General features: G+C 68.5%; 19 protein-coding genes and 3 pseudogenes. 8 read left to right on the top strand and 14 right to left on the bottom strand.

Annotated elements, in window-relative coordinates; genetic code table 11:
• Window positions 1-1193: 1193 nt before the first annotated feature.
• Both KUM49_RS34305 and KUM49_RS48935 read right to left on the bottom strand, forming a co-directional pair.
• The gene (locus KUM49_RS34305) at window positions 1194-1508 is read right to left on the bottom strand and encodes a hypothetical protein (RefSeq protein ID WP_217240974.1); all 315 of its coding nucleotides are present in this window, start codon (window positions 1506-1508) and stop codon (window positions 1194-1196) included.
• A 284-nt stretch (window positions 1509-1792) separates the two neighbouring features.
• Window positions 1793-2073 (bottom strand): annotated as a pseudogene (locus KUM49_RS48935) (dTDP-4-dehydrorhamnose reductase); the annotation flags it as partial.
• A 179-nt stretch (window positions 2074-2252) separates the two neighbouring features.
• Between KUM49_RS48935 and KUM49_RS34310 the strand changes: the two are divergent.
• Entirely contained in the window at window positions 2253-2891 is a 639-nt protein-coding gene (locus KUM49_RS34310) for a flavin reductase family protein (protein WP_217240875.1), read from the top strand.
• 59 nt (window positions 2892-2950) lie between these two features.
• Window positions 2951-4449 (top strand): annotated as a pseudogene (locus KUM49_RS34315) (IS1182 family transposase).
• Here the strand turns inward: KUM49_RS34315 and KUM49_RS50395 are convergent.
• The 6 genes from KUM49_RS50395 to KUM49_RS34340 all read right to left on the bottom strand — a co-directional run bounded on the left by KUM49_RS50395 (window position 4410) and on the right by KUM49_RS34340 (window position 7797).
• Window positions 4410-5051 (bottom strand): sugar nucleotide-binding protein, encoded by a 642-nt coding sequence (locus KUM49_RS50395; RefSeq protein ID WP_308406892.1) that lies wholly within the window; start codon window positions 5049-5051, stop codon window positions 4410-4412. The pseudogene KUM49_RS34315 and the gene KUM49_RS50395 sit on opposite strands and share 40 nt — an antisense overlap.
• Window positions 5052-5067: 16 nt before the next feature.
• Complete coding sequence (locus KUM49_RS50400) at window positions 5068-5202, bottom strand: hypothetical protein (RefSeq protein ID WP_308406893.1); 135 nt, start codon at window positions 5200-5202, stop codon at window positions 5068-5070.
• A gap of 140 nt (window positions 5203-5342) precedes the next feature.
• Window positions 5343-5807, bottom strand: a complete 465-nt coding sequence (locus KUM49_RS34325; protein ID WP_217240876.1) for a peptidoglycan-binding protein — start codon at window positions 5805-5807, stop codon at window positions 5343-5345.
• Window positions 5808-6204: 397 nt separating this feature from the next.
• The gene (locus tag KUM49_RS34330) at window positions 6205-6483 is read right to left on the bottom strand and encodes a transposase (RefSeq protein ID WP_217240877.1); all 279 of its coding nucleotides are present in this window, start codon (window positions 6481-6483) and stop codon (window positions 6205-6207) included.
• A 140-nt stretch (window positions 6484-6623) separates the two neighbouring features.
• Window positions 6624-6950 carry a transposase gene (locus KUM49_RS48940; protein WP_308406894.1) on the bottom strand — a complete coding sequence of 109 codons (327 nt, stop codon included), beginning with the start codon at window positions 6948-6950 and terminating at the stop codon, window positions 6624-6626.
• A 553-nt stretch (window positions 6951-7503) separates the two neighbouring features.
• Window positions 7504-7797: a hypothetical protein gene (locus tag KUM49_RS34340; protein WP_217240878.1), complete on the bottom strand. Its 294-nt coding sequence runs from the start codon at window positions 7795-7797 to the stop codon at window positions 7504-7506.
• Window positions 7798-8195: 398 nt separating this feature from the next.
• Between KUM49_RS34340 and KUM49_RS34345 the strand changes: the two genes are divergently transcribed.
• Complete coding sequence (locus tag KUM49_RS34345; protein WP_217240879.1) at window positions 8196-8561, top strand: hypothetical protein; 366 nt, start codon at window positions 8196-8198, stop codon at window positions 8559-8561.
• A gap of 149 nt (window positions 8562-8710) precedes the next feature.
• Here the strand turns inward: KUM49_RS34345 and KUM49_RS34350 are convergent, their stop codons facing one another.
• On the bottom strand, window positions 8711-10771 hold the full coding sequence (locus tag KUM49_RS34350; protein ID WP_217240880.1) for a glycoside hydrolase: 2061 nt from the start codon (window positions 10769-10771) through the stop codon (window positions 8711-8713).
• A 250-nt stretch (window positions 10772-11021) separates the two neighbouring features.
• Here KUM49_RS34350 and KUM49_RS34355 point away from each other — a divergent pair, with 250 nt between their 5' ends.
• A complete protein-coding gene (locus tag KUM49_RS34355; RefSeq protein ID WP_217240881.1) occupies window positions 11022-11546 on the top strand; it encodes an alpha/beta hydrolase fold domain-containing protein in 525 nt (174 codons plus the stop codon).
• A gap of 256 nt (window positions 11547-11802) precedes the next feature.
• On the opposite strand, the gene KUM49_RS34360 is transcribed toward KUM49_RS34355, so the two are convergent.
• Window positions 11803-12648, bottom strand: a complete 846-nt coding sequence (locus KUM49_RS34360; RefSeq protein WP_217240882.1) for a class I SAM-dependent methyltransferase — start codon at window positions 12646-12648, stop codon at window positions 11803-11805.
• Window positions 12649-13226: 578 nt separating this feature from the next.
• Here KUM49_RS34360 and KUM49_RS34365 point away from each other — a divergent pair.
• Window positions 13227-13832 (top strand): dihydrofolate reductase family protein, encoded by a 606-nt coding sequence (locus KUM49_RS34365; protein ID WP_217240883.1) that lies wholly within the window; start codon window positions 13227-13229, stop codon window positions 13830-13832.
• 240 nt (window positions 13833-14072) lie between these two features.
• Complete coding sequence (locus KUM49_RS34370; RefSeq protein WP_308406902.1) at window positions 14073-14831, top strand: alpha/beta hydrolase; 759 nt, start codon at window positions 14073-14075, stop codon at window positions 14829-14831.
• Between the two features lie 36 nt (window positions 14832-14867).
• Here the strand turns inward: KUM49_RS34370 and KUM49_RS34375 are convergent, their stop codons facing one another.
• The 3 genes from KUM49_RS34375 to KUM49_RS34380 all read right to left on the bottom strand — a co-directional run bounded on the left by KUM49_RS34375 (window position 14868) and on the right by KUM49_RS34380 (window position 16105).
• Window positions 14868-15317 carry an aldehyde dehydrogenase family protein gene (locus KUM49_RS34375; RefSeq protein WP_308406895.1) on the bottom strand — a complete coding sequence of 150 codons (450 nt, stop codon included), beginning with the start codon at window positions 15315-15317 and terminating at the stop codon, window positions 14868-14870.
• A complete protein-coding gene (locus KUM49_RS49965) occupies window positions 15314-15442 on the bottom strand; it encodes a hypothetical protein (protein ID WP_302185527.1) in 129 nt (42 codons plus the stop codon). The genes KUM49_RS34375 and KUM49_RS49965 overlap by 4 nt, the downstream gene beginning before the upstream one ends.
• Before the next feature lie 63 nt (window positions 15443-15505).
• The gene (locus KUM49_RS34380; RefSeq protein WP_217240886.1) at window positions 15506-16105 is read right to left on the bottom strand and encodes a TetR/AcrR family transcriptional regulator; all 600 of its coding nucleotides are present in this window, start codon (window positions 16103-16105) and stop codon (window positions 15506-15508) included.
• A gap of 155 nt (window positions 16106-16260) precedes the next feature.
• Here KUM49_RS34380 and KUM49_RS34385 point away from each other — a divergent pair, with 155 nt between their 5' ends.
• Complete coding sequence (locus KUM49_RS34385; RefSeq protein WP_217240887.1) at window positions 16261-17706, top strand: FAD-dependent monooxygenase; 1446 nt, start codon at window positions 16261-16263, stop codon at window positions 17704-17706.
• A 127-nt stretch (window positions 17707-17833) separates the two neighbouring features.
• Window positions 17834-18598: a MerR family transcriptional regulator gene (locus KUM49_RS34390; protein ID WP_217240963.1), complete on the top strand. Its 765-nt coding sequence runs from the start codon at window positions 17834-17836 to the stop codon at window positions 18596-18598.
• Window positions 18599-18628: 30 nt separating this feature from the next.
• Here the strand turns inward: KUM49_RS34390 and KUM49_RS48945 are convergent.
• A pseudogene (locus tag KUM49_RS48945) lies at window positions 18629-18767 on the bottom strand (IS5/IS1182 family transposase); the annotation flags it as partial.
• Window positions 18768-18776 lie beyond the last annotated feature (9 nt).

The following is an 18776-nucleotide window of genomic DNA, read 5'->3' on the forward strand; positions in this document are numbered from 1 at the left end:
CAGGCCACGACCCTCGCAACCGACCAACTCAACTCTCGCGCACGCCCCTGGGTTTGGGGCCGAACCGCACCACCAACCCGCTCTCTACGACGCCGATACGTGTACCTCCTTTGAGGAATCCAGCACTAAGTAGGCCTGATCAACGGCCGCTCTGTTTCAAGGCATCTCGGTCCCACAATCGAACAACCCACTCCGGCTACGGCCACCGGCCTGAGCTGTTGAACTTCCGGCGTCCGGTGGGGTCGTGGCAACGGTGACCTGAGCTGTCCAAGACCCGGGTTCCCGGGGCGGATCCCAGGTCACTTCGACGTCAGCTTCGTGGAAGTCGCGTGCAAGTCCCACCACCATGGCGGCCACGGCGGCCTGTGCCTCGGCTGGGTCGGTGTTGGCCGCCACGTCGGCAAGGCGTCCACAGAGCATCCCGCCTTCCCTGGTGAGAACACTGTGGCGCCAGCCTTCCGGCGTCGCCAGCAGGACGATGCTTCTCGGCATGCCGAAGGGAGGCCGTCTCTTCGTCACGCGCTCTCGTCGCACCACGGAGCTATCCAACCTCGTGGGGTTCCTGGAGGTCCGCGCGGGCGGAAGTTCAGGCGCCGCGGCGGTGATTTGATACATGAGAACGGGTTCTGGCTCACTTCCGTGAGGACACACGGTGAGTGACCGGGGCCCATGGCGCGGTCAGATTCGATTTCTTGGGTGCCGAGCGTTCCAGTAGCTGACAACTGATATGCGCTGGTCCTCGAGACTCACGACATCGCCGGGGAGCGCAGGGGCGAAGATATCGACTGTCGCAGGAGCTTCGTTCTGGGCGTCCGAGGGGAGCGCATAAGCCTGCCGCCCGTTAGTGAATTGCCGCAATTGCCCGGAAGGGTGGACATCGGGACGAGCCCCCTGGCAGCAGAGCAAACGGCCCTCACGTTCCATTTGCCTCCGGACCTGGATGAGGCAGTCGAGGTAGTCAGTCCCTCTGATTACGGTCCGGAAGTGATCGTCAAGAAGCTCGATCAGCGCTGCGGAGGGGTCGCTGATCTGGATGATGACGTCTTGCATGCCGCCGTCCCCGTCAACAGTCCGAAGGCACACCCTCTCAGCCCATTCCGGTTGAGGATCACTGCTACTGGGTGTCTTCCTTTGGGGCCGACTGCTCATAGCAGTCATGATCACTGCCGATCGTGATTCTGGGCAAGGTCTCATCACGCCAGCACGCGTTTGCGGAGAAAAGCGAAGCCGGCGCGGCCGAACATCTGACGTTTGAGCATCTTGATCCGGTTTACGTGTCCTTCGACGACGCCGGAGCCCAAGGGCAGGGTGAGGCCGGCGAAGGCGCTGACAATGCCGTAGCTGCCCTGGTAGCCGAGCAGGATGATCTCCTCCCAGAGCTGGTTGTAGTACACCGGCCGCACCACCACGCTGCCGCAGGCGACCGGGCGCGCCGTCGCCGGAATGCTGGCCCCTGCCGCGGATGAGCATCCGTGGACGGGCTGGACGTTCTCCGCCGGGTGGGGCACCAAGGGACACCTTGACCGTCACCCTGGTGCGCCCCGAGTTGGTGGTGGAAGTCGGCGTCGACGTCGCACGGGACAGCACCGGGCGAATGGCGCCATCCCGTCCGCTGGTACCGGGCCCGCCCGGATCTCTCCCCCGGCGACCTTGCCCACTTCGGCAACTCTGCGCAGTACGGGGCCAGTTTCCGTGGATGCGGCCGGAGAGTCTCCTGTGCGGCGACCGTCCGATACCGCGGTAGGCCGTGGAGCAGACGCGGGCCGAGGCCGGCGAGGACCCGGCCGCTCGCTCAAGGGCCGACGGGCTGGGCGCTCACGCCAGTCGCCATGCAGAACTTCCAGGCACCACGCAGTGTGGTGCTCAGTTTCCGCTGGGTCGCCCGGCTGTCGAGGCGCACGTCGAGGGCGCCTGGCAGTGTGCTGTGTGCCCGCAACCCCTCGGGCACCCGGGAGGCGTCGAGACCGTCACGCTCAGCGATGAGGGTGCCGAGCTCGTGACGGCGTCGGGCCCTGCGAGTTGGTGGATCCCGGACGCGTCGCACTCGGCCAGTTCCAGAAGAGCGGCGGCTAGGAGCGTGTCCCAGTAATCAACGCCGGGCCTGTCACTGTCATTGGGTGATCGCTCCACTCGTCCGGAACGCGATGTCGTATCTCCGCCAGCGTCCGCGTCTCACTCACGAGAGAGTCAGCGACGGTTCGTGTTCCTGATCGCGGACCTGTCCGTCTGGCACTCCGCGAAAGGCACAGCGCATGCACGTCGTCCCCGGGCTCAAGGTCCTGTACTTCGGAACTCCGGTGGTGCTGGTCAGCTCACTCAACGAGGACGGCACGGCGAACCTCGCGCCGATGTCCTCGGCGTGGTGGCTGGACCAGTCCTGCATGCTCGGTCTCGGCAACAACGCCCAAACCACCGCGAACCTGCTGCGTGAGGGCGAGTGCGTGCTCAACCTGCCCTCGTCAGCGATGGTCGATGCAGTCGACCGGATCGCGCTCACCACCGGAAAGTTGGCCATGCCGGACTACAAGGCAAAGCAGGGCTACCGGCACGAGCCGGACAAGTTCTCGGTCGCACGGCTGACCGAGCAGGCATCGGATCTGGTCCGGGCCCCCAGGGTTGTGGAATGTCCGGTCCAGCTGGAATGCCGGGTCGTCTCGGCCCATCCCTTCGGCGGTCCCGAACCGCATGCTACTGCCTTCGAGGTCGAGGTCCTTCGCGCTCATGTCGAGGAAGACCTGGTCATCCCGGGGACGCACTATGTGGACCCGCTCGGCTGGGATCCGCTGATCATGAAGTTCTGCGAGTTCTTCGGCGGGGGAGGCAACGTTCACCCGTCGAGACTCGCCGAGGGCTGGAACATGCCGCACCAGCTCCAGTCGACGACCGTCTGAGCAGGCAACCGGCGGCCCTCGCCTGCATCCCGTGACCATTCATACGAGATGATCACGGGATGCGTGATGGGGAGGGCCTGTTCGAGGTCGAGCCGATCGAGAAGAGTCGGCCGCAGACGCGTACGGCGGCAGCGGACAAGCGGTTCAGGGCGTTCGACCCGCATCAGGCCCTGCTGCTGCCGCCGTCTCTGGACGACTGGTTGCCCGAGGGACACCTGGCCCGGTTCGTCGCGGACCTGGTCGACGAGGTACTCGACCTGGGACCGGTCCTGGCCGACTACACCGAGAAGCGGGGCTACCCGCTCTACGACCCCAGACTGATGGTACGTCTGCTGATCTACGGCTACACCACCGGCGTCCGCTCCTCCCGGGCGATCCAGCGCAAGTGCGCCGACGACGTCGCGTTCCGGTTCCTGGCCGCCGACCAGGCACCGGACTTCCGCTCGATCGCCCGGTTCCGCCGCCGCCACCTGGAAGCTCTCGCAGACCTGTTCACCCAGTCCCTGCACCTCGCGCAGAAGCTGGGCATGGTCAAGATGGGCCGCGTAGCCCTGGACGGCACCAAACTCGAAGCGAACGCCTCCAAGCACAAGGCGATGAGCTACGGCCGCCTCATCGACAAGGAAGAGCACATCGAGGCCGAGATCGCCGCGCTGGAGGCGAAGGCCGCCGCCCTGCTCGCCGACGCCGAGGCCACCGACGAGGCCGAGGACGCCACGTTCGGCGTCGATGGCAAGGACACCGACCTGCCCGCCGAACTCGACCGCCGCGAGAAACGCCTCGCCAGGTTGCAGGCCGCCCGCGCCCAGATCGAGGCCGAAGCCGCCGACAAGGCCCGCCGCCACGCCGGGGACAAGGAGCGACGCCGCCGAACACGTGCGGGCAGCAGCGACGAGCAGGCCGTCACCGCCGCCGGCGAGGCCGCCGCCGCCAAGGCCCGGCCAAAGCCCAAGGCCCAGGCCAACTTCACCGACCCCGACTCGCGGATCATGAAGAACAGCGACGGCGCCTACATCCAGGCCTACAACGCTCAGGCCGTCGTGGACGAGGCCCACCAGGTCATCACTGCCGCCGACGTGACGACCAATGCCTCCGACGCGCTGAACTACACCACGATGCTCGACCAGTCCGCCGCCAACACCGCAACCCATCCCAAGCAGGCCCTCGTCGACGCCGGTACTGCTCCGAGACGAACCTTGAGGCCGCGCGAGATCGCCAACTCGCCTGCAGCACCGACACGTTAATGGCTACCGGCCGACTCGGACACGACGAACAGGTCCCGCCCACACCACGCGGACGTATCCCCAAGGACGCGACCCTGAAGGAGCGCATGGCCCGCAAGCTGCGGACCAAGCCCGGCAAGGCCGCCTACGCCCGCCGGAAAGCCATCGTCGAACCCGTCTTCGGACAGATCATGACCTGCCAGAACGGCCGCCAACTCCTCCTGCGCGGTGAGGAAGGCGCCCGAGGAGAGTGGCACCTGCTCGCCGCCTGCCACAACCTCCGCAAGATCTTCCGTCACGCCGGGACAGCAGGGATCGCCGCCCTGGCCGACTGACCAGCCGGGCCTCCCCGGCCACGTCGCGAGCCCTGCCGACCGAACACCCAGCGGGCAGACCCCACCGGAGCCCCAACAGGCCCCGACAGGGCCGCCGCGACCGATCCGCCGGCCACAGGAAGCCGAGCCGCCTGCTCGTTACTGACCCACGCTCCTAGGTCGGCGACGTGCACGGGGCAGCGGACGTCGTCGGTGAACAGGACGCCATCGCAGGTGTCGGCGACGAGTTCGTGCACGGCGCGCTCATGCACGGAGCGCCCGCCGCCGACGATCAGTGACCTGCGGGCGACAACGGCCTCCGGATACACCGCGAGGATCCCGGTCTCCGCCGCCGCCTTGACTGCTCCGTAGGGGGTGATGGGATCGGGGAGGCAGGTCTCGTCATAGGTGACTCGGGCGCCGGAGAACACCGCATCGCTGGACACCTGGACCAGGCGGCTTCCGTACTTCGCCGCCGCCATCGCGAGCCGGACGGGGCCCAGAACTGTGACCGCCCAGTCGTCCTTGACGCTCGATGTGTGGATGACGAGACGAGGGCGCACCTCGGCCATGACGGCGTCCACGCACCCCGCATCCCGCACCCCGCATCCCGCATCCCGCATCCCGCAAGTCGACGGGCTACCAAACGGTTTGGGAGGTGTCGTGGGGCTCGGTCGCGTAGTACGTCGCGGCCGTGGTGTGCCCGGCTGCTCTCGCCTGCCGGGTCAGCTTGACGCCCAGGAAGCCGCTGCCGCCGATGCTCAACGTTGTCATGGTGCGACACGGTAGACCGTGCCTCCGCTAGCACCAGCGGAGGCACGGTCGTCGTTATCTGCCTGAAGACACACGCCACGGCCCGTCCACTTCCGCAGGAAGTGGACGGGCCGTGGCGTGTGTGCGGGCGTCGGATCGACTCAGCACTCCTGCCAGATTCCGTCGGCGAATGTCGCGAACGCGTCCTTGGTCTTCGGTCCGGCGATCCCGGTGATGTCAAGGTCGATCCCGTTGCGGCCGTCCAGGAAGCGCTGCAGCGCCCTGATCGTGTTGGGTCCGACGACTCCGTCGACGGCGAGTGCGACATCGCCGTTATGGCCGTAATAGTTGAAAAACCTCTGGGCGGCCTTCCAGCTGTCGGTACCCAGCTGCCCGTCGATCGTGCCGGGGTTGAAATTCCAATAGCGCAGGTAGCACTGCCAGTTCTTCGCCTGCCGGGTGTTCAGCCCCAGGTTGTTCACCGCGAGCGTGCCGACCTCACCGGCCACCGCCTGCTGCTGGGCCGACGCGGGGGCCGCCATGGCCGTGCCCGCGGTGGCCAGGCCGCCGGCTGCGATCCCGACCGCGGTGGTGGCACTGACGAGTGCCTTCGTGAGAGCTCGCATGCTGTTTTTCCCTCCGTTGACGTGCGATGAACCGAACCGACCGCACCGGCCGGCTCCGCAACGAGACTGCGGCTTCGGCGCGATGTCCGGCCACAGTTGACGCAGAAGTGGCCTCATCCCGGGACGTCCCAGACGCTGACCTGCTGAAACGTTGCCTGCCGAGTCCCTACGGCGGGACGACCGCGAGCGGGCGGACGGCTGATTCTGCAGGAGGCCGGGACCCCCGTTCGCCGTGACGGCCGATGCAGAATGAGGCCGGGACATGGGGGTCCGGGCGGAACCTGCAGCCTGCGCGAAATGGCCCACATGTGACTCCGTCTTCTCTGGCCTCGCCCATTGACCTTTTCCGTAGGAGCATCGTGGGCTTCGGACTTCGTCATCCCTGCAGGGAACTTTGTCAGTAGTGCACCGCCTCAAGGTGACGCCGCATCAGGCGAGAGCGGTCCCTGCGGGTGCCCGCCGAAGCCGTGGTACAGCGAGATTGAATCCCGCCCCACTGATGTCGGGAACCGTCCGTGTCGAGGGGGACTTGTGGGGCAAGGGAGAAGTACATCTTTCGCAGCCGCTCGAGCAGGGGGACGGCGGCGTCGCGGTCCTGCACGCTCGCAGCGGTCACAGCCACGGCCAGGACCAGGCCGAGGCAGTCCACCACCAGGTGCCGCTTGCGGCCGCCCACCTTCTTCCCGCCGTCCTAGCCGGAGGTGGCGCGGGATGTTCGCCGCTGCCCGCACCGACTGCGAGTCCACGATGGCAGCCGTCGGATCCACCGCGCGGCCTTCCTTCTGACGGACCTTGTCGCGCAGCCGGTCGTGGAGCTCAGCGAGCAGACCCGTGACCTGCCAGCGGCGGGCGAACGCGTGCACCGCTGGTACGGCGGGAAGTCACAGGGCAGGTTGACTTCCACTTGACGCCGTTGTCGACGACATAGCGGACTGCGTCCAGCATCACGCGGTGGCAATTGCCCTCCGGCCGCCCGCCCCGTCCCTGAAGCCACGCGGGGACTGGCAGCAGCGGCCGGAGGACCGGCCACTCCGCCTCCGTCAGGTCGGAGCCGTAACACCGCACGCGGACGGGCCCGTCCGCCGCGTTGCCGAACCTGTGCGCGAGACAGTCATACGCAGGAGACGGCCCGTTGGACTCCACGGACGCAGGCGCGACAGACTGCGACAACAGGGCCTCCTGGTACTGCTCGGTTGGGATCGCAACCCCGAGCTACCAAGAGGCCCTGCCGCTATGCCCCGACCACCGAGAGATCACCCGAACAGGAACCCTGTTCGACTGATCAAGCCTGCCGAACGGTAAGCGGATGGCGTCTAAGGCGTGCTTGTCCTCCATGGACCAGCTTGAGATGAGGGCGGCCTGCGCCTGGAGGTCCTTCTCCGAGCCCTCCGCCGACTGCACTAGTTGATCTTTCGACGTCTCTAATTGGTAGTAGCCCGTCCAAGCGTGGCGAACAGCGCGCCGGCAACAGCGAAGGCAGCGATCACCGATGCGCGTGTCGCCCAGTCACGCCCCCTGGGGGCTGGAGTGGCAGATCGAACGGGCCCCACGGGCGGCTGCTGTGTCGTATCGCCTGGCTGCGCCGGAATGGCGGTTTGTCCCGACCCTTGACCTTGTCGCAATCGGGTTCTCCGTCAGTTGAGTTGTTCTCGACGAGGCGGGATCTTCCGAGAAACGTCAGCAGCCGATGGGCCCTTCACGGCATCTCCAACCCACACGGCATCCTCTGCCCGTCGGCGCGGCGGCCTGCGTACAGGGTGGCACCGGCCATGCCGTTGGCCATGTATGTGACGGCGAACCGGACTTCGGGGATGGCGTGGTACAGCTGCCAGGCCCGGGTCTGCCATCCGCTGTCGGTGGTGCCCTTGACGGATCGGACCTTCCGGTTGACGTACCGGGAGGCCGAGGCGGTCAGGTGTGGGAGTACCACCGGCGCGTGCTGATCGAGGCCCCGGCCGTGCTGCTGGACGGTCATGTCGAGCGGTCGCACGGGGCTTTCAACGTCGTCGTGCACCGGACGGAAGTCGTATCGGTGCCGGCAGCCGCCAGTCGGCACCGCAGGCGATGACCGTCATCAGCGGGCCTGGGTACGCCGCCTCGCCCTGCGGCCGAGGCGCTCCGTCCTGCGGCCGACGCCGTCAGACAACACGCGCATCAACACGGCCGGACCTGTCCAGGGCACCCCGCCTATCGACGCCTACGCCAACCACACCGTCGAACTGCAGGTCCGAGTGTTGGACGCCCTTGGGATCTTCACCGCTGAGCGGCTCTACCGCATCCACGAGCGCTTCGTACCCGACGAGGCCGACAATCACCGCCCTGGCCCACGACACTGTGCTGCCCAACCCTCGCGCCCGATCCCTCGCCTCTGCCTTCAGGTACTTCTGGTTGGGGGAGTTGGACGCGGCAGCGTGCGTCGCCCTGCCCCAGGTCGAGCAGATCCTCAGACAGCTCCTGCGCCCTCGAGTCCCGATCGTGTCCGTGGCCAAGGGCCAGACACCCGACACCGTCGACCAACTGGGCGGACTCATCCGCAGCATGCCGGCCGCCGGGTATCCCACGGATTGGAGCCGGGCCCTGGAGCTTCTCCTCGTCGACCCCGACCGCGTCCTGAACCTGCGCAACGACATCTGCCACGTCTTGATCGGCACACGACCCAGGCACCGCGTCGCGCTCATCCTCCAGGCCGGGCTGTACCTGCTCAGCTACGCCCACGGACATCGAACGCTCGCACCCCTCACCCAGCCCCCCTAAGTTCCAGCACGGCTGAACCTCTCGTGACAGCCTCCCCCAGATGGGACGACGCCCCCGAGACCCCGCCGCCGGGACACGGCGGCGAGGGGCGGGGGGGCGTCTTAGGTGAGGGGTGGAGAGTGGCCGGTGGGTGCCGGTGGGCGGGCGTGTTACTCGGTCTGCGCGGCGGCGGTCGTCACGTCCGTCACCTTCCAGCGCTGGTTGGTGCCGGAGTTCGCCAGCCATACGCCCACGCCGGCGCCCTCGTTCGTGGACTGGCCGTTGACGTCCGCGAGTCGGCCGGTGGCGGCATTGACGAGGGTCCAGGTGCCGTCGCCGGTGGTGGACATGATCCACTGGGCGGCGCTGTCGGGGCGGCCTTCGGCGGGCTCTGCCACCAGGGCGCCGTCCCGGACGGCGAGCCGCTTGTCCTCGGCGGCCTCGCTGAAGGTGTACCGCTTGCGGTTGTCGGTGCCGGTGATCCGCTCCAGGCGCCACTGCTGACCGCTGGGGTCGGTGGAGTCGGCGCTCTTGATGACGAGGCCGGTGCCGTTGTCGGCGATGGTGAGGTCCTTGCCGCTCTGGACGCCGGTCAGCCGGTAGGTGTGGCCCTTGCGCAGCTCGGCCGCGTCCTTGGCGACGCCGGAGACTCCCTTGACGAGGAAGGACGTCACCGACTGGGCGGGCACGGTGAGGGTCGCCTGCTTGCCGGTGACCCGGACGGGCCTCTGCTTCTCCAGCTTGCCGCCGGCGCTGGTCACCACCGGGGTAACGGTGGCGTGGGAGGAGATCCGGCCGAACTTCGACAGGTCGAGCGTGACATCGCGCGCCTCGGTGGTGCTGTTGACGTGGACGACCGTCGCCGCGTTGCCCTTCTTGGAGATGGCCGCGGTGCTGGAGGTGTCGTCCGTCTTGATCAGCCGGTCGCCGGGCTTGATGTAGTGGGTGAAGTTGCGGGCCGTGTCGAACTTCGTGTTCGTGTAGATCGGGCAGGTCTTGAGGGTGTCCGCGGACGTGCAGCTGAACGGGAGCTGGATCTCGCCCCAGTTGCCGCCCTTCGCGGACTCGCCCCCGGGCTTCATGTTGTCGTAGTCCTCGACGGGCTGCCAGAACACCCAGGCGCTGGGCTCCAGTTCACGCAGGTCGTCGACCATGCGCTGGGCCAGGCCCAGGCCGGGCCGCATGTCCGTGAAGCTCTGGCCGTCGCCCCAGTCGCCCTCGACCTCGCTCATCCACAGCGGCTTGTCCGCGGCCTTGGCCAGGTCGCGCACGGTGGTGCGCTGGCCGGTGCCGTAGGTGTGGACGTTCATCTGGCCGACGAGGTCGCGGACCTCCTGAGGGTAGGAGTTCCAGTTGGTGGCGAACAGGCCCGGGTTGGTCTCGTCCATCGCGGAGATCTCCGCTTTCGTCCTGGACGCCTCCAGGGTCGGGGCCAGCGCGCGGATCACCTTCTGCTGGAGCTCGGGGCCGATGTGGGCGCCCTCCTGCCGGCCGCCGACGGGCTCGCCGTCCGCACCGAGCTTGGTGCCCCAGTAGCTGGTGTTCGGCTCGTTGAACGGGTCGAGCGTGTCGACCTTGATGCCGTGCGCCTTCTCCAGGCGCTCGGTGGCCCCCACCAGGTACTTGGCGAAGTCCTCCACGGACTCGGTCTTCAGCTGGTCCTTGCCCGCGTCGAAGTTGCCGGAGACGTACCCGCTCTCGGTCATGAACCACGGCGGCGAGTTGCTGAACGTCTCCCAGTGGGTGATGTCCTTCTTGATGCGGTCGATCCACCAACGCTGCGTCTTGTCGGCCTTGTTGTTCCAGTCGGCGGGGTCGTCGGCGTCCCACCAGTCGACGTCCTCGCGGGTGGTGCCGGCCGGGGCCTTCCACCAGCCCTCGACCGCGCCGCCGGCGCGCAGGTAGTCCTTGACGTCCGGGGCGTTGCCGCCGCCGATGTTGTAGCGGGCGATGTTGAGGGCGAGGCCGTCGTCCCCGAAGAGGAGCTGGGCCAGCTTCTCGCGTACCGCGGGCGGGTAGTCGCCGGTGGCGTTGGCGAACCAGACCAGGCTCGTGCCCCAGCCCTCGAACCTCTCCTGTTGGTAGGAGGGGTCGGGCCGGACGGTGACCGAGGCGGTGGCGGTCGGCTCCGCGGGCGCGGCCGGCACCGAGGTGGCGGCCAGGACGGTCCCGGTGGCGAGGGCCGTGATGCCGATGCCCAGGAGCCTTCTCCTACGGGTGGGGTGTGCCATCTCGAGTACTCCAGCTCTTCTGTGCGCCGCGCGTCCCGGCGGGACACAGAGATCGGGGCCTGCGTGGTGGGGGTCGGGGAGGCGGTATGTTTACGTAAACATTCAGTAGGAGTGATGTCTACACGGTGCGGATCTCGGCGGTCAAGGCGTCTGCCGGGACCGAAAGTTGCTTAGACGGTGTTCTATGTGGTGATCGCTCGCTGGTCCGTCTATGGGGCGGGGTACGTGGAGTTGGATTGTTCCGGACGGCTTGTGGGAGCTTGCCAGGCCGTTGATTCCGCAGGACCGGGTGCGGGCGCAGGGCGGCGGGACCCAGAACACGCCTGATGAGACGCTGTTCGCGGCAGGCGGCGGACTCGCCGCCGCCCTCGCGCTGCTCGCCCATGACCGGGCCGAGATCCGCCCGGTCTTCCGGCTGCTCCTCTACCCCATGCTGGACGACCGCACGACCACGAGAGGCGACCTGGACACCCTCAAGGTGCGTGTCTGGACGCCCAAGAGCAACCGCTACGGCTGGTCGTCCTACCTCGGCGACGCCGTCGCCGGCCCAGGCGTCTCCCCCTACGCCGCCGCAGCCCGCCGCGAGGACCTCACCGGCCTGCCGCCGGCCTGGATCGGCGTCGGCACCCTCGACCTCTTCCACGACGAAGACGTCGAGTACGCGCGCCGGCTGAATGCCAGCGGCGTCCCCTGCCACCTCGACGTCATCCCCGGCGCCTTCCACGGCTTCGACCTCGTGTCCCCCAAGGCACGAGCGCTGAAGGCCGCACTGTGACACCGACCGAAACTGAAGGCAGCCGACGCCCAGATCGCGGGGAGGTGTTCGTCCTCACGGCGGCGGCAAGGGGACCGGGCGGCAAATGGTGCCCGGACGACGTCTGCGGAGTCGTCGAGGCCGTCGGCACGAAAGTCACCCCGTTCATTCCGGGTGACGAGCTCTTCGGCATGCTGTCACGAGCCTGAAGAGACCGGTCCTGCCCGTGGTCGTACGGCAGTTGTGCGCCGTCCGGCCCCGGTACCGCGGCCAAACATCAGTCGGCCCGGCGGGCGGTGACCAGCAGGTACTCCCACTCCATGACCGTCCCGTCCTGCCCCGCCGCCAGGTTCCCGTCGCGGGCCAGGGCCGCCAGGTCCCGGTCCAGGGCGGCGGCCCGGTCGGGCTCGCCCGCGATGTTCTTGTAGACGGAGATGGTCGGGCCGTAGCGCTCCTTGAAATAGTCGCGGAACGCCTCGGGCGTGGGGAAGAGGTCGATCCGGACCGTCCGGCGCTCGGCGCGCACGTCCGTGACCCGGTCGCCGAGGAGGCCGCGCACATGGTCCTCGTCACCCCACAGCGGGGGCGGCTGCGCACCCGGCGGGGGCGGCGGCGCGTAGGGCTTCATCGCGGCGAACATCCGGCCGATGAACCCCTGGGGCGTCCAGCTCAGCAGGCCGATAGTGCCGCCGGGGCGGCAGACCCGGACCATTTCAGCTGCGGCCTGCTGGTGGTGCGGGGCGAACATCACGCCGACGCAGGACAGCACGGTGTCGAAGTCCGCGTCGCCGAACGGCAGGGCCTCGGCGTCGGCCTCCTGCCAGGTGAGCTGCGCGCCCTGCTCGGCAGCCACGAGCCGGCCGGCCTCGAACAGTTCGGGGGTCAGGTCGGAGGCGACGACATCCGCGCCGGCGAGGGCCGCCGGGATCGCGGCGTTGCCGGAGCCGGCCCCGACGTCCAGGACCCGCTGGCCGGGGCGCACGTCGCACGCCTCGACCAGGACCGCCCCCAGTTCGGGGATGACCTCGGAGGCCACGGACGGGTAGTCCCCCTGGGCCCACATCGCGCGGTGCTTGGCCTTCAGGGCACGGTCGGCGTCGGCCGTGCTGTTCTGCGTCGTCATGGCTGCGCTCCTCACCGGTCGGACGGCGGTTTCGCGCCGACGGTCTCGAGCGAGCTCCGCCGCCTCCTTAAGAGCGTAGTGACGAGCCGGGGGAGTGTCTCGCCGTCTGATGCTGGGATTCGGCGTGCAGGGCGAGCGCGCTGAGGGCGTCACCGGTCAGAGTGAGTACCTGCACGAACTGCTCAGCGGGTCTCAGTCCGTCCAGGCCAGCGCGTGTCAGGGTGGCGTGCCAGTCCCTGTCGTCTGTGGCTGGCCACTCACGCGGAGCACTGGTGGCGGTGGCTCATCGGCGACCGGGCCCGGCCAGGTGAAGGCGAAACGGTGGGAGGGCCGGTCGTACGCCACACCCCCTGCTCAGGGGTGTCCCCACACCTGCTCGCGATTCCCCAGATGTGGAATGACCTGCCTGGGGCAGGGGCCTGTTTGTCCTCATCCGACTCGGGACTCCGAAACAGTGCCGCTCCGCCGACCTGATCTGCTGCAGCGTCATGGGTTTTCTCGTTACTCCACCGCGCGGCCGATGAGTTTGTGGCTCCCGGACAGTCCAAGCTCGTGACACGCTAGGAAAGGACACCGACATGTCGGAGCTTCTCGTCGACTTCATCACCTCCCTCGACGGCCACGCATCGGGCGAGGGATGGCCCGGGTTCTGGGGCCTTGAGGGCCCGGAGTACCTCGCATGGCTCGGCGCGCAGCCCGAGGCCACCTACCTCATGGGAGCGAACACCTACCGCCTGATGTCGGGCTTCGCCGCAGGCGAGGTCCCGAAGGGCCAAGACGAGTTCAGGCCCGAAGAAGAGGCGTCCGTCGACGAGCTCACGCAAGCGTCCAAGGTGGTGTTCTCCTCCTCACTCGAGGAACCACTGACGTGGGCCAACTCCACGCTTGTCCGCGACGATGCCGTCGAGGCGGTCCGCGCCATGAAGTCGAGTGGCTCGGGGCTCCTCAGCACGATCGGCAGCCTCAGCCTGTGCCGGTCCCTGCTGCGAGCCGGACTCGTCGACCGCTTCCGGGTCGTGATGTTCCCGGTGATCACCGGGGCCACGGGCGAAGAACGTATCTACGACGGCTATCCGGACGTTGCCCTCGAGATGATCGAGCACCTCACCTTCGACGGCCGCATCCAGCTGGTCGAGTACAAGCCCCGCGTGCTTGAGCACCCGCCGCTCGGCGTCCCTGCGTGACGTCGCCCCGTCCGCCGGTCTGGACGGCCGCCAGGCCGGCGTCGGCGGGTTCGGTCGCTGGGCCCTTACACGCGCTCTTCACTCCCCACTTCCGGCGATCCGGCAGACCGCCGAACGCGGGCCCACCGCCGACATCGTGGAACTGCCTGAGTGCGGACACTTCGACACGTTCTTGCGGACAGACCTCACCTGCCGGCCGTCCGGGTCGCGTTTCGCACGGTGGGGGAAGGACCACCGTTGGTGTGTCTGGCCGGTGGGCCGGGAGAGGACGTGCGAAGCCTGGGGAATCTGGCGGGGCTCGACCGTCATCGGACGCTCATCCTGATGGAGGCGCGGGCCGCAGGCGCTTCCGAGGTGCCGGCGAACCCAGCCAGCTGCGCGTACACCGAGCAGGCACACGACCTGGGGTACCTTCGCAGCCACCTGGGCGCCGACCGGATCGACGTGCTGGCGCACTCGGCCGGTGCCCTGACAGCACAGCACTACGCCGCTTCCCATCCGGACCGGGTCCGTCGACTGGTGCTGGTCACGCCCGCCGGGCGCATCGGTCGGGAGGTGGACCCGGACGAGGTCGCATCCTTGCGGTCCCTTCGCGCCGGTGAGCCGTGGTACCGCTCGGCCGCCGAGGCGGCTGAACGGCTCGCCGCGGGGGCCTCGGGCGACGACATCGAGCAGTGCTTGGCACGCTTCCGCTACGCCACATGGAACGACGAGACCCGCACGCACCACGGCGCCGACCGTGTTCGCCCTCCGGCGTGGCCGTTCGAAGCTTTTTACCGCGGAAACCCGGCCCCGAACGAAGTGGCGGAGCGGCTGCGGCTCCTGCGGTCGGTCTCCGTCCCGGCCTCGGTGCTAGCGGGCGCCGCTGACTGCGTCGCTGGCACCCGGGCGCCCGCGCTGGCGGCGTCGCTCTACCTGGCACGGTCGGTTGGAAGTCGTGCCCGGCGCGAGCCACTACCTGTGGCTGGACGCACCGAAGCGCTTCCGCGGACTCGTTGAGGGTTTCCTCGCGGACTGAGCTCGGCCTTCCTGGTGTCAGCTTCCTTCCTGACCCTGGCACCGGACGTTGCCGAGGTGCTGGACGAGCTTCAACGATCCGCAGGCCAGCAGTCCCTGTTCGCCCCCTTCGTAGCCGTATCCGCTCAACCCGCGTCCGCCCAGCGGCGCGTCGGGCGCCGCTCCGGGAGAGCAGTTGACGCTGACACTGCCCGCGTCGGGCCGGTGGCCCAGTTCGAGCGTATGAGGCGTCTCACCGTAGACGTATGCGGATAATCCGTACGCGGTGGGATCGGCATGGACAAGGCGTCCCGTCGGGGTGAGCTCGGCGTGGTCAGCGGCAGTGGTGACACAGCCGCTGAGGTGGTCGATGAGTTCGATGCCGCGCTGATGGGAGTTGGTGTCAGCGTCGGGACGAAGGAAGTAGCGGGCGAAGGAAGTAGCGGGCGGCCGCAGCCGCGAAATGCCGGCCAGCAGTACGCCCCTCACGACTTCCCTGACGTGCCGGACGGCAGGGTGAACTGTGTCAGCGAGCCGTCTACTTGAAGATCGCACAGTTCGGAGACGAAGGTCAGCCACACGTGGGCGTGCTCAAGGATGAGGGCTTCTTCCAACAGGCGGTCGTGGGCGAAAGCCCGGGTCCCTTGGCCCCTGCGGATACGACTGCTCGGCAAGCCTCAGGGACTCGGCGCGGTCAGGTACCGGTGGATCGTCGGTGCCAGCCATGCCACGATCTCCGCCCGTGCCAGTTCCACCGCCGGCGGCATCCGCAGCACGTACCGCGTGAGTGCCAGCCCCAGCAGTTGCGACGCCATGAGTGCGGCCCGTGCCGGGACCTGGTCGGGGTCGGGGCACACCTGTCGGGCGACCGGCATGAGCTGGTCCCGAAGGATGCCCTGCATGCGCTCCGCCCCGGCCTGGTTGGTCACGCCGACCCGCAGCAGGGCGGTGAGGACCTCGTTCTTTTCCCACATGTCGAGGAAGTGCTCGACGAGGATCCGCCCCGCGTCCTGCCGGCGGTCCGCCCCGCTCACGTCCGGCAGCCGCAGGTCGATGTCGACGGCCGCCGCGAAGAGGCCCTCCTTGTTGCGGTAGTACCGCATCACCATCGACGGATCGATGTTCGCGTCCTTGGCGATGGCGCGGATGGTGGCTCGCTCGTAGCCGTCGGTCGCGAAGCGCTCGCGGGCCGCCGCGAGGATCGCGCCGCGAGTGGCGTCGGAGCGGCGAGTGGCGCCGGACCCGGGAACCGTGGGGGTGCTGTCGCTGCCATGCATGCCGACAAGCGTAGGCCAACGGGCGTAGGTCAACAAATGTTCGCCAACAACCGTTGACACCCGCCTCAGCGCCTCACTACCGTGGTCAACGAGCGTTGGCCAACATATGTTGGCAACAGGCGAGGGCAAGCAAGCGTTGGCATCAGGAGGCCACCATGAACGGCACCGCCACCCACCGCACCGTGATCATCGTCGGCTCCGGCCCCACCGGCCTCCTCCTCGCCGGTGACCTCGCCACAGCCGGCGTTGCCGTGACCCTTGTCGAGAAGCGGCCGCGCAAGATCAGCAACCTCTCCCGCGCCTTCGGGGTGCACGCCCGCACCCTGGAGCAGCTCGACGCCCGCGGCCTCGCCGACGAACTCCTCACCACCGGCGAAACCATCACCGGCCTGCGGCTCTTCCGCCGCCTCTCCCTCAATCTGAGCACGCTGCCCTCGCGTTTCCCGTTCCTGCTCATCACCCCGCAGTACGAGGTCGAGCGGCTCCTGGAGCGGCGGGCCCGGGAGGCTGGGGTCGAATTCGCGTACGAGAGCGAGGTCGTGGGGCTGCGGCAGGACGACGAGGGGGTCGACCTCGACGTGCGCGGCGCGGACGGGGCGGTCGTCATCCGCCGGGCGGCCTATGTCGTCGGCGCCGACGGTCACCGGAGCGCCGTGCGGGAGGCGATCGGCCTGGACTTCCCCGGTGTCTCCATCATCAAGTCGCTGATCCTGGCCGATGTCCGGCTGGCCGAGAAGCCCGAGGGCGTCCTCACCGTCAACGGCCGCGGCGACGCCTTCGCGATGATCGCCTCCTTCGGCGACGGCTGGTACCGGGTCATGGGCTGGAACCGCCGCAACGAGGTCTCCGACGACGCCCCGCTCGACCTCGACGAGGTCAAGGAGATCACCCGCCGTGCCCTGGGCGCCGACTATGGCATGCACGACGCCCGCTGGCTCTCCCGTTTCCACAGTGACGAGCGCCAGGCACCGCACTACCGGGTCGGGCGGGTCTTCCTCGCCGGGGACGCCGCGCACATCCACTCCCCGGCCGGCGGGCAGGGCATGAACACCGGCCTCCAGGACGCCGCCAACCTGAGCTGGAAGCTGGCCGCGGCCGTCCAGGGCCGGGCCCCCGAAGGGCTCCTCGACAGCTACGAGGCCGAGCGCCACCCGGTCGGCAGGGCGGTGCTGCGCAGCAGTGGCGGACTGGTCCGGCTGGCCCGTGCGCGGAATCCGCTGCTGCGTGCCACCCGCGCCCTTGTCTCCGTGCTCGTCGACATGGCCCCGCCCGTCCAGCGCAAGGCCCTCGGTCAGATCACCGGGATCGGCTACGCCTACCCCGCCCCCCGCGGCGCCCACCGCCTCACCGGCACCCGCGTCCCCGATGTCGCCCTGAAGGACGGCCGGCTCTACGAGGCGCTGCGCGGCGGCCGGTTCGTGCTGATCACGCCCGGGACGTACGAAGGCCCCGGTGTCCGTGAGGGGTGGCTGGCGGTGGAGCGCTGGGCGGGCGACCGCCGGACGACCGTCCTGGTACGGCCCGACGGATACGTGGCTTGGGCGGCGGAGGGTGCGGACGCGACGGGGATCGGGGAGGCGGTGGCCCGGTATCTGGGCTAGCGCCTGTCCGATGGGGCAGACCCTGCGGCCTGCCCAACAGGGCTTCGGGCTTGCGCTTTCCGTTGCGGCAACTTCTACGGTCATGTGTGTGGCCGGAGAGACCGGCACGGCGAGGGAGGCACCGGCAATGGCCTGGTCGATCGCGGAGGTGGCGCGGATGTCCAAGGTGACATCGCGGACGCTGCGGCATTACGACGAGATCGGACTGCTGCCGCCCGCATGGATCGGGAGCAACGGGCACCGCTACTACGAGGAAGCCGATCTGCTGCGGTTGCAGCAGATCCTGCTGATGCGGGAGCTGGGCCTGGGGCTGCGCGAGATCCAGGCGGTCCTGGACAGCCAGCTCGACCAGGTGTCCGTGCTCCGTGAGCACCACCAACGGCTGCTCACGGAACGGGACCGGCTGGAGACGCTGGCCCGTACGGTCGGCCGCACCATCGCCGAACTGGAAGAAGGTGAAGGCAAGGACCATATGGCGAAGATCAACAAGCCGGAGAACCTGTTCGAGGGGTTCCAGGCCCCCTCCGAGGCCGAAGCCGAGGTACGGGAGCGGTGGCCGCAGGCGTGGGAGCAGTCCCGGCAGGCCGTCGAGGCGATGACCTCCGAGGACACGGAGCGCTGGCAGCGTGAGGTGACGGCGCAGATGATCCGTATGGCGGAGTTCATGGTGGCCGGCACGCCGGTGTCCGACCCCGCGGTACAGGCCGAGGTGGACGCCAACTACCAGAGCATCTGCCGGTTCTGGACCCCGACCGCAGCCGCGTACAAGGGAGTGGGCCAGACCTATGTCGACGACCCGCAGATGCGGGCCAACTTCGACAAGATCGCCGACGGTCTCGCCGCATACCAGCGCGATGCGATGACCGTGTACGCCGATGCCCGGCTGAGCTGACCGCACGCACCTCAGGCCGTTTCGTATGGATCATCGGACGGACCAGAGGAAGGTGCCTGCGATGTGGAGTCCGGCCAGGTAGCTCATGGCGGTCTTCACGTAGCGGGTGGCGATGCCGCGCCACTGTTTTGAGGCGGTTGATGCATCGCTCGACGGTGTTGAGCTGCTCAAGGCCCAA

This window comes from Streptomyces sp. AC555_RSS877 (assembly GCF_019049245.1).
Taxonomy (GTDB): Bacteria; Actinomycetota; Actinomycetes; order Streptomycetales; family Streptomycetaceae; genus Streptomyces.

Bases quoted from the DNA above. Each gene is read 5' to 3' on its own strand.
- KUM49_RS34310 (WP_217240875.1), top strand. From the start codon at position 2,253: ATGCACGTCGTCCCCGGGCTCAAGGTCCTGTACTTCGGAACTCCGGTG.
- KUM49_RS34390 (WP_217240963.1), top strand. From the start codon at position 17,834: ATGGCCTGGTCGATCGCGGAGGTGGCGCGGATGTCCAAGGTGACATCG.
- KUM49_RS34365 (WP_217240883.1), top strand. From the start codon at position 13,227: ATGTCGGAGCTTCTCGTCGACTTCATCACCTCCCTCGACGGCCACGCA.
- KUM49_RS34350 (WP_217240880.1), bottom strand. From the start codon at position 10,771: ATGGCACACCCCACCCGTAGGAGAAGGCTCCTGGGCATCGGCATCACG.
- KUM49_RS50400 (WP_308406893.1), bottom strand. From the start codon at position 5,202: ATGACAACGTTGAGCATCGGCGGCAGCGGCTTCCTGGGCGTCAAGCTG.
- KUM49_RS34385 (WP_217240887.1), top strand. From the start codon at position 16,261: ATGAACGGCACCGCCACCCACCGCACCGTGATCATCGTCGGCTCCGGC.
- KUM49_RS34325 (WP_217240876.1), bottom strand. From the start codon at position 5,807: ATGCGAGCTCTCACGAAGGCACTCGTCAGTGCCACCACCGCGGTCGGG.
- KUM49_RS34380 (WP_217240886.1), bottom strand. From the start codon at position 16,105: ATGCATGGCAGCGACAGCACCCCCACGGTTCCCGGGTCCGGCGCCACT.
- KUM49_RS50395 (WP_308406892.1), bottom strand. From the start codon at position 5,051: ATGCGGGATGCGGGATGCGGGGTGCGGGATGCGGGGTGCGTGGACGCC.
- KUM49_RS34360 (WP_217240882.1), bottom strand. From the start codon at position 12,648: ATGACGACGCAGAACAGCACGGCCGACGCCGACCGTGCCCTGAAGGCC.